The organism is Candidatus Thiodiazotropha sp. AKAK3, from assembly GCF_058244645.1.
The window spans coordinates 1-9,177 of record NZ_JBSYOQ010000016.1 but is presented as its reverse complement, the minus strand read 5'-3'; the positions used below and the strand labels follow the sequence as shown (position 1 = coordinate 9,177).

General features: G+C 48.9%; 7 protein-coding genes. All 7 read left to right on the top strand.

Annotation, left to right across the window (positions count from 1 at the left end; translation table 11 throughout):
* Nucleotides 1-453 precede the first annotated feature (453 nt).
* The 7 genes from waaF (at nucleotide 454) to fabV (ending at nucleotide 8,773) form a co-directional block, all read left to right on the top strand.
* The gene (gene waaF / locus AC4IE7_RS01920) at nucleotides 454-1,521 is read left to right on the top strand and encodes a lipopolysaccharide heptosyltransferase II (RefSeq protein ID WP_490775112.1); all 1,068 of its coding nucleotides are present in this window, start codon (nucleotides 454-456) and stop codon (nucleotides 1,519-1,521) included.
* Nucleotides 1,518-2,609: a glycosyltransferase gene (locus AC4IE7_RS01915; protein WP_490775111.1), complete on the top strand. Its 1,092-nt coding sequence runs from the start codon at nucleotides 1,518-1,520 to the stop codon at nucleotides 2,607-2,609. The genes waaF and AC4IE7_RS01915 overlap by 4 nt, the downstream gene beginning before the upstream one ends.
* Nucleotides 2,610-2,612: 3 nt before the next feature.
* On the top strand, nucleotides 2,613-3,686 hold the full coding sequence (locus AC4IE7_RS01910; protein ID WP_490775110.1) for a glycosyltransferase: 1,074 nt from the start codon (nucleotides 2,613-2,615) through the stop codon (nucleotides 3,684-3,686).
* Nucleotides 3,687-4,068: 382 nt separating this feature from the next.
* Complete coding sequence (locus tag AC4IE7_RS01905; protein WP_490775109.1) at nucleotides 4,069-5,529, top strand: DUF5666 domain-containing protein; 1,461 nt, start codon at nucleotides 4,069-4,071, stop codon at nucleotides 5,527-5,529.
* 406 nt (nucleotides 5,530-5,935) lie between these two features.
* Nucleotides 5,936-6,178, top strand: coding sequence for a hypothetical protein (locus tag AC4IE7_RS01900; protein WP_490775108.1), 243 nt, complete (start codon nucleotides 5,936-5,938; stop codon nucleotides 6,176-6,178).
* A 20-nt stretch (nucleotides 6,179-6,198) separates the two neighbouring features.
* Complete coding sequence (locus AC4IE7_RS01895) at nucleotides 6,199-7,044, top strand: endo alpha-1,4 polygalactosaminidase (RefSeq protein WP_490775107.1); 846 nt, start codon at nucleotides 6,199-6,201, stop codon at nucleotides 7,042-7,044.
* Nucleotides 7,045-7,576: 532 nt separating this feature from the next.
* Nucleotides 7,577-8,773, top strand: coding sequence for an enoyl-ACP reductase FabV (fabV, locus tag AC4IE7_RS01890; RefSeq protein WP_490775106.1), 1,197 nt, complete (start codon nucleotides 7,577-7,579; stop codon nucleotides 8,771-8,773).
* The last annotated feature ends 404 nt before the right edge of the window (nucleotides 8,774-9,177 follow it).

The window sequence follows — 9,177 nt, the reverse complement described above, 5'->3', positions numbered from 1 at the left end:
TGGGGCAGGGCCCCACCCTACCGTTCAATTCAGGGCGTAGGGTGGGGCCCTGCCCCACCAAAATAGCTTGGTTACCTCAGAAAATTCTCGTTCTACGTAACAAATCCCCTTAAGTAAGTGCCATTCGGGTACGGCCTTGCCGCACCATTAAGGCTGAAAAGTGTAAGAATTTAGGTTGTTCTGTTCTCAAAATCTATTGCGAAAAACCACGGCTTGCTTTTACAACACCCTACTTAAGGAGGAGAGCAAGGGTGAGGTGGTACAAAACATAGCTCAGCTTTAGTAATTCGACCCTCCAGAGGACGTAGGCGTTTCTGGGATAGCATGAAAATTGATGTTAGGGTTAACACTAACATAATCACTAAGCTGCTTGTACTATATGAACATTTGATCAAGCTGGTTTAACCCTCTGCGTAAAGTTATGTTGTCGAATCTACCGATCTCAGGATTGCTGTGAAATTGCCTCAAACTGACAATCCCTCAATTTTGATTGTGCGGCTCAGTGCCATTGGAGATATCGTCTTCGCCTCTCCCTTGATTCACGCCCTGCGTCGACGCTATCCGAAAGCACGTATCAGTTGGCTGGTGCAACCGGAATCCAAAGCCCTGCTGGAACAGCATCCTGAACTGGATGAGGTTGTGGTCTGGCCGAGAGCCGAATGGGAGAAGCTGTGGAAAGCTCGAAGCTGGCTGGCACTTTGGTATGAGATAGCAGCCTTTAAAAAAGTCTTGAGAAGGCAACAATACGATCTGGCGCTGGATGTTCAGGGGTTGTTGAAGAGTGGCATACTCACCTGGCTTTCAGGTGCACAGCAACGGATTGGCCTGGGCTCCCGAGAGGGCAGCCAATATTTAATGAATGATCGGGTGGAGAAGGGTGGAGAGCCTCGACGTATCGGATCTGAATATCTCTATCTCGCTGAGCAACTTGAACTACCGGTGGATGAGTTCGAGATGCAGGTTGGCCTCTCCAGGGAGGATCAGCGCTATGGGGATCAGACTATCGAAAATCATGAGCTGAGTCGGGGGTTCGTGGTAATCTCTCCCTTTACCACACGGCCGCAGAAACATTGGTTTAATGACTCCTGGTGCGAGTTGATTGCGGCAGCTGAGGGTGAATGGCAACTGCCGATTGTGATGCTCGGTGGCCCAGCTGACCAAAAAGCGGCCAAGACGATAACAGCCACAGCCCCGGCAAGATTGATCAACCTGGTCGGTAAGACCAGTTTACGTCAGGCTGCGGCGCTTATCGCCAAAGCAGAATTGGTGGTTGGTGTTGATACGGGATTGACCCATATCGGTATCGCCATGAACCGACCGACCCTCTGTCTGTTTGGTTCAACCCGGCCCTATCTGGATACGACCCATGAGAATGCGCAAGTGATCTATCATCCTCGCAGCTGCTCCCCCTGTAAACGCAAGCCAACCTGTCATGGTGCTTTTGATTGCATGGCGGATATCAAGGTGGCAGAGATCATTGAGCGGGCCACGAAGTTACCTGGCTTTATGGGGATATCGTGAAAGTCCTGCATGTCGAGACCGGTCAGCATCTCTATGGGGGAGCCAAACAGGTCAACTATCTACTCTCAGGTCTACAGCAGCACGGTGTGGAGTCGAGGCTGGTCTGCCCGATTGGCAGCGCCATAGGTCGTGCTGTCAGAGAGTCGGTTGCGGAAGTCTACGAGATTCCGATGCGTGGTGATCTCGATCTGGGTTTTATCCTCCGGCTGCGTAAAATAATCCGCCAGGTAGAACCTGACCTGATACATCTCCACAGTCGAAGAGGTGCGGATGTGCTTGGCGGCATAGCTGGCCGACTGTGCGGTATCAAGAGCGTACTCTCACGCCGGGTCGATAATCCCGAGTCACCCCTTGTGGTGAAGTGGAAATATCGTCTCTACGATCGGGTTATCGCCATCTCACAAGGTATAGCCGATGTGTTGCTGGAAGAGGGCGTCCCCAAAGAGAAGCTGGCCTGCGTGCGCAGTGCTGTGGATGTTGAGGCCTACCAGAAAAGTTGTGACCGGGCCTGGTTCAGAGATCAGTTTAAGCTGCCGGATGATGCTTTAGTGATGGCAACGGTTGCCCAGTTGATTTCACGTAAAGGCCATCGCTATCTTCTGCAGTCGATGCCAAGACTGATCAATCGCTTCCCGAATATCCGCTGGCTGATTTTTGGTAAAGGTCCCCTGCAACAGGCGCTGGAAACAGAGATTGCCGAACTGGGGCTGCAATCCCACATACAGATGGCTGGCTTTCGTGACGACCTCTCCTCAATCTACCCTTGCCTGGATCTGCTTGTCCATCCCGCCTTGATGGAAGGACTGGGGATAGCGCTGCTGCAGTCTGCCAGTGCCGGTCTGCCTATCGTTGCGGTCGATGCCGGAGGCATGCCGGAAGTGGTTGAAGATGGTGTGAATGGGCGCCTGGTGCCCGGTGGTAGTGTCGAAGTGCTGGGCGATGCGGTGGAGCAACTCCTCGCCGACGAATCACTTCGACGTCAGATGGGCGAATCGGGCCGAGAGAAGATGCGCCGCAGTTTCTCCGTAGAACAGATGGTCGAAGGCAATCTGAATGTCTATCGGACATTGTTGAATACAGACAAGTAGTTGATGAACGAAATAAAAAGTTTACAGATCATCGGTAGTAAAACCTTTGGCGGTGCTGAGCGCTGGTTCCAGCGCTATGCACTGGCATTGGCAGAGATGGGGCACCCGACCGAGATCGGTGTGCGCAGCGGTAGCGAGCTGGATGGGGATCACTGGTCAAATCTATCAAGACACCCCTTGGGCATGCGAACAGTCTGGGATCCGATCTCAAAAAACGAAGTGAGTCGTCTGGTCAAACAACAACAACCACAGATCGTCCAGACCTATATGGGACGGGCGACCCGCCTCACCCATCTGCCCAAAAACAGCGCAGCAATGCACATTTCACGACTCGGGGGCTACTACAAAGTAGACGGCTACCGACACGCTGACGCCTGGATCGGTAACACCAAAGGCATCTGCGACTACCTGATTGAAGCAGGATTCCCCAGCAAGCAGGTTTATCACATCTACAACTTTGCCGAATTGCCGCAAGCAGGCCCAGCACCAGAGGGATTAAAAGCGCAACTGGGCATACCACAAGAGGCCTGGGTGCTGATGTCTCCTGGCCGATTTGTGCCATTCAAGGGGCACCGCTATCTGCTGGATGCCCTCTCAAAACTACCCACAGAGATAGCCGGTCGACCTGTCTGGCAAGTGATCCTGGGTGATGGGCCGTTGAAAGAGGATCTCCACCAACAGGCACAACAGCTCGGCATCGATCAGCGAATCATCTGGACAGGTTGGCAGCTCAACCCAGACCCCTATTATCGATTGGCCGATCTGATTGTCTTCCCCTCCACCAATGCTGAACCCTTCGGCAATGTCATCATCGAGGCCTGGGGTTACGCTAAGCCACTGGTCACCTCGGCATCGATGGGAGCTAGAGAGGTGGTACAGCACGGTGAGGATGGGCTGATGTTCGAGTGCGAAAACCCTCGATCCCTGGCGCAGAACATTGAGCGGGCACTGAAGGAGGATAGTTTAAGAACAGGGATGGCAAATAGAGGTCATCAGCGTGCCCAACAAGAGTTTGCCAGGGAGCCGATAATGCAGACATATTTGGAATTGTATCGGGAGCTTATTACCCAGCGATAGTGGGTGGTCTATTGATGCGCCAGCTGTGTAAAAGAGCGTGGCGGTATGATGAGAAACCTGTCCGTCTATCGGGGTGAAGAGTGCCCTGTGGTGACTACACCCCGGTCACAACATTGAGACTTGGTTCACTATAACTAAGTATCATTCAGTCATTCGTTGATCCGAATTCTTATCCTTTAATTCTAATTAAATCAATGGGTTGTATATTCCTGTGGTGGGTTTTGTATTAATGAATCATTAATATATATCACCTTGAATATTTCTAGATTGGTCATATACTTGATTTGTGGTTGGGAAAAAATTCCCAAAATAAACATTATTAACCCAGGAAGGCCACATACAACATCTCTATCGAGCTGTGTATGTGGCAGAGGATGAGGATATGACTCAATCTAAATTGGTTTTATTTGTTTCTACCCTGCTGATGGTTGTACTTGGTGCCTGTGGAGGCGGCGGCGGTGGTGGTGGTGATAGCGCCACAACCAGTAGCGGGGATTCTGTCACCGTAGGTAGGGTAGATGGTTTTGGCAGTGTCTATGTCAATGGCATCAAATTCGAAACTTCAACTACCGAATATGAGATCGACGATGAGCAGGGCTTTGATGACTCATCATTGGCTGTGGGTATGATTGTTCGGATTGAAGGTTCAGTGAATGAAGATGGTATGACGGGTGTTGCCGACGTCATCACCTATGATGATGATGTTGAAGGCCCTATCGATAATGGATCTCTTGTAATGAGTGGTGAGGTCGCAACATTCACTATCTTGAGTATGGCAGTCTCGGCAGATGCAAATAGCACTGTGTTTGATGATGGTGCATCGTTTAATGGCCTGGCCGAAGGTCAGGAGTTAGAGGTCAGTGGCTTTTTCGATGGCACGCAGATTGTTGCCTCACGGATCGAATTGCAGAACGATAGTGAGAGTGATTACGAGATAAAGGGCACGGTTACCGCATATGACGGTAGTGAGATCACCCTGGAACTTAAAAATGGTGCTGTGGCTGGCCCCTACCTGCTCAGTTCCAGTGTCGAATTGGATATACCTTCAGATCCGATTGGATTGTTTGTCGAATTGAAGCTGGTAAGCGTCGGTGGTTCGATGGAGGTTGTCCGGATCGAAAGCGATGACAGTGATCTGATCGATGACGATGATGAAGAAGTCTCTCTGCACGGAATTTTAGCTGGTGATGGTAGTGGTGGTTACTCTGTGAATGGCGTTATGTTCGAGGTCACCTCCCAAACACGATATGAGCCCAATACACTTGAAGGGAATCTGAGCGCAGGTATGGAACTAGAGGTCGAGGGCTATATGCAGGGCGATATCCTTATTGCAGAAAAGATAGAAGCAGAGGATAGCGAGATTGAGATTGAAGCAGCGGTCAGTGGTGTTGAAAGCAGCGATGCTAAGAACGGTGTAGTCACCCTTGATCTGGGTAGTGGCCAAAGTCTGGCTGTTGTGACAGATAACTCAACGCGTTTTGAAGATAGTTCCGATTTTGACCTGGATGAAGATGGTAGTTTCAATCTGGATGAATTGAGGGATGGAGATTTTGTCGAGATGGAACTTAAACGCATGGGTGAGCAGTATGTCGCCATCAGTATAGAGCGTGAGGACGAGTCTTCAGCAACCAAAATAGAGGCGCCTGTCGAAGCGTTTACCGATAGTGTTTCGGTTACCCTTGTAGGCGCAGTTTTCACCGTCTATGCAGCTACCGAATACAAGCTGGACGATGACCGGATCGATGCAGAAACATTTTTCAGTCAATTGAATGTTGGTGAAAGAGCCAAGATAGAAGATGAAGATGGAGATGCATCCATAGAAGAGATCGAGTTGGATAGATAAGGACTACTACGCCATAGTTTGCCAAAGTTTGGCGGCAGATACTTCACTACGAAGTATTCGCCGCCATTTTTTTTACAATGTGAAAATTCAGTGCTTGTCTCTACTCGCACTGAGATCCCGGTTCATGGGCTGCTTGCTTCAGTCACTGCAGTAAGATTATAAGATTGGCTTGAGGAGACACTAGTTAAAATGGTAGCTATAACTGCTGATTTATAGTGCAGTCACTCCTGATTAATGCTACTTTTGTTATCGTTATTTTATTCATTAGCAGCCCATATGGATCATTCGGTAAAACTTTGAGCTTACCTTCCTTAGGTAGTGGTGCTTATGTTTCGGCTGAGTGTTATTGGTGTGTTTGTTATAACCTGTTTACTCATTGTCGGTCTATGTGGTCTGGGAGGTAAAAATGATTTCATGGTTGGTCATTGTTGTGGGGTTATACCTATCCTGGAATTTCACTGAACTGGAATCAGCTTCTTCTCTTCAAAACACGCTCTGTCCAATATTGGTGTTTCTGTTTTTAATCGCACTACTTGTGAAAATTGTTTTTCTCATGGGGCCATCAAGCGGTCGTGATGTGGGTTCTGGTGGTGGTGGGTTTTTTGGTGGAGATGGCGGAGGTGGTGACTGTGGTGGGGGTGGTGAATAGGGATGCTTTGAAAAAGTGATATGCGTGTTCTACTAGCTCAATTAATGTTTTGTGTTTTTGTTGCTGGCTGTGGTGGTGGCTCTTCCAATGGTGAGTCAGAAATTGCGGTAGACTCTGATCAACCTCCAGTAGTGTCAGGTAGTTGGTATCAGCCTGCTCTATTTGCAACCTGGCAATGGCAGTTATCAGGCCCCGTCAATAGTTCTTACGAAGTCGATCTCTATGATATTGACCTGTTTGATTCTTCAGAATCATTAATTCAACAACTTCAATTAAATTCGATAAAGGTTATCTGTTACTTTTCAGCGGGTTCCTATGAAGCCTGGCGCTCTGACGCGAGCAGTTTCTCTGAAGCAGAGTTGGGTAATACCCTTGATGGCTGGGCTGATGAGCGCTGGCTTGATATTCGTTCAGAGAATGTTCGTACCATTATGAAGCGCCGACTTGATCTGGCTGTGGAGAAAGGTTGTGATGGGGTTGAAGCTGATAACGTGGATGGTTACAGCAACAATAGTGGCTTTAATCTGAGTGCGAGCGATCAGCTTGATTTTAACCGTATGCTTGCAAATGAGGCCCATACTAGAGGGCTTTCAGTTGGTTTGAAAAACGACCTCGATCAAGTCGATGAACTTGTCGACTATTTCGATTTCGCGATAAATGAGCAATGCTTTGAATATTCAGAGTGTGATGTACTTTCAGCTTTTGTTGAGCGTGGAAAGGCAGTGCTTAATGTGGAATATCGACAAGAATATATTGATGACGAGATTATAAGGAATACCCTGTGTAATGAATCATTGAATCTCCAATTCAGTACATTGATACTGCCTCTGGACTTAGATGATGAGTTTCGATTTGGTTGCTTGTGAGTCTTAACATACTCATCAGGTGGTTCTCGTTAAGTTGGAGATGGTGCGGCAGGGCCGCACCCTACGCCGGATTTCTTTATACAACTCATCTGCGGGCTTTAAGTGGCCACGTCCCGCTCTGTTAGAAGGAGGTTTCTCTACTCCTGTTCATTTCAAATACTACTTTCAAACGACCTGTTAAATCGCCAGGTCAATTGAATTGAGATAAGTAGGGTGCGGCCCTGCCGCACCATAACTGTGTTGGCTCAAGCGCACTTCCAGCAACTCTCTTTGTGCCTGTTGGTGTCTGTAACAGGAGCATTCTCTTAATATACACATCTGGTGGTTCTCGTTAAGTTGGAGATGGTGCGGCAGGGCCGCACCCTACGCTGGAGGTTGACTGATAATCAGGACAATAGTGTAACGATTGGATGGTCACTTTAAAGCTGCAGGCCAACGCTATGAATTTTGGGTCAACCCTGCCTATTATCTAAAAGCTCAGGTATTATAGGGCGCTTTAAACAGATAATTGTAATATTGAGGAATCCTGGCCGTGATCATAAAACCAAAAACTCGCGGATTTATTTGTACCACAGCACACCCTGCTGGATGCGCTGCCAATGTTGCTGAACAGATCGACAAGGTCAAAGCTGGCGGTGAAATTCCTGCTGGTCCTAAGAGAGTCCTGGTCATTGGTGCATCTACGGGATATGGCCTTGCCTCCCGAATAACCGCCGCTTTCGGTTCCGGCGCTGCCACGATCGGTGTGTTTCTGGAGAAACCGGCTACGGAGAAGAAGCCGGGATCCGCTGGTTGGTATAATTCTGCCGCTTTCGAGACTGCCGCTCACGAAGCAGGACTCTATGCCAAGAGTGTTAATGGTGACGCTTTCTCCAATGAGATGCGCGACAAGGTGATCGCTCTCATTAAGGAAGATCTGGGTGAAGTGGATCTGGTGGTCTACTCATTGGCCTCACCAGTACGTAAGTTACCCGAAACCGGTGAGACTATCCGCTCCGTGCTTAAACCAATCGGTGAGACCTACCGGGCTACCGCTGTCGATACCAGTAAAGATCAGTTAATCGAGGCTGCCATCGAGCCGGCTACCGAGGAAGAGGTCGCAAATACCATCACGGTCATGGGTGGTGAAGATTGGGAGCTGTGGATGGCTGCGCTGCAATCGGCTGGTGTACTGGCTGATGGTGCCAAGACAGTCACTTATGGCTACATCGGAACCGATATCACCTGGCCTATCTATTGGCATGGTGCCTTGGGTAAAGCCAAGGAGGACATGGATCGGGCTGCTGCGGAAATCGACGATAAGTTGCAGAGCATCAATGGCAGTGCAAATGTGGCTGTTCTGAAAAGTGTGGTGACCCAGGCCTCTGCGGCTATTCCTGTGATGCCGCTCTATATCGCTATTGGATTCAAGGTGATGAAAGAGTTGGGGCTTCACGAGGGTTGCCTGGATCAGATCAATCGCATGTTCCGTACCCAGTTGTATAAAGATGGCGGCGCTGATCTGGACGAAGAGCGGCGGATACGCATGGATGATTGGGAGCTGCGCGATGAGGTTCAGTTGGCAGTCAAGGATATCTGGCCAAAGGTAACCAATGAGAATATTTTCGAGGTAACCGATTATCAGGGTTATAAGGATGAGTTTCTGAAGTTGTTCGGCTTTGGGGTAAGTGGTGTAGATTATGAGGTGGATGTCGATACCATTGTACCCTTCGAACCTGAGACAGTTTGATTTTCAGATCGCCTGTTAACGGCTATATATCACTGCGCATTTCCCCACTCTTTCCCGAGCTGTAGGGTGGGGCCATGCCCCACCATATAAGGTGGGAAATAGTGATAAGTTGCAGAGATATTCATTCAGGATCCAGAGTGATCATCGACTATTTGTCTACTTCTCAGCCCTTTTGGTGGGGCATGGCCCCACCCTACTGAGGAAATTACTTTTATCCGCTTTATACGAAATTGTATCAACCTGAATGGCCGGTTGGCCTTCTGGATTGTAGTATTTGGTATTTTATAAACACTCATACATCGAAATAGATCATCCGTCGGTTTTTTCCACTTCTTCCCGAGCTGTAGGGTGGGGCCATGCCCCACCATATAAGGTGGGAAATAGTGATAAGTTGCAGAGATATT

What these genes read in the sequence shown, in the direction of transcription:
- AC4IE7_RS01910 (WP_490775110.1), top strand. Translation starts at nt 2,613, where the DNA reads ATGAACGAAATAAAAAGTTTACAGATCATCGGTAGTAAAACCTTTGGC.
- AC4IE7_RS01905 (WP_490775109.1), top strand. Translation starts at nt 4,069, where the DNA reads ATGACTCAATCTAAATTGGTTTTATTTGTTTCTACCCTGCTGATGGTT.
- AC4IE7_RS01900 (WP_490775108.1), top strand. Translation starts at nt 5,936, where the DNA reads ATGATTTCATGGTTGGTCATTGTTGTGGGGTTATACCTATCCTGGAAT.
- AC4IE7_RS01895 (WP_490775107.1), top strand. Translation starts at nt 6,199, where the DNA reads ATGCGTGTTCTACTAGCTCAATTAATGTTTTGTGTTTTTGTTGCTGGC.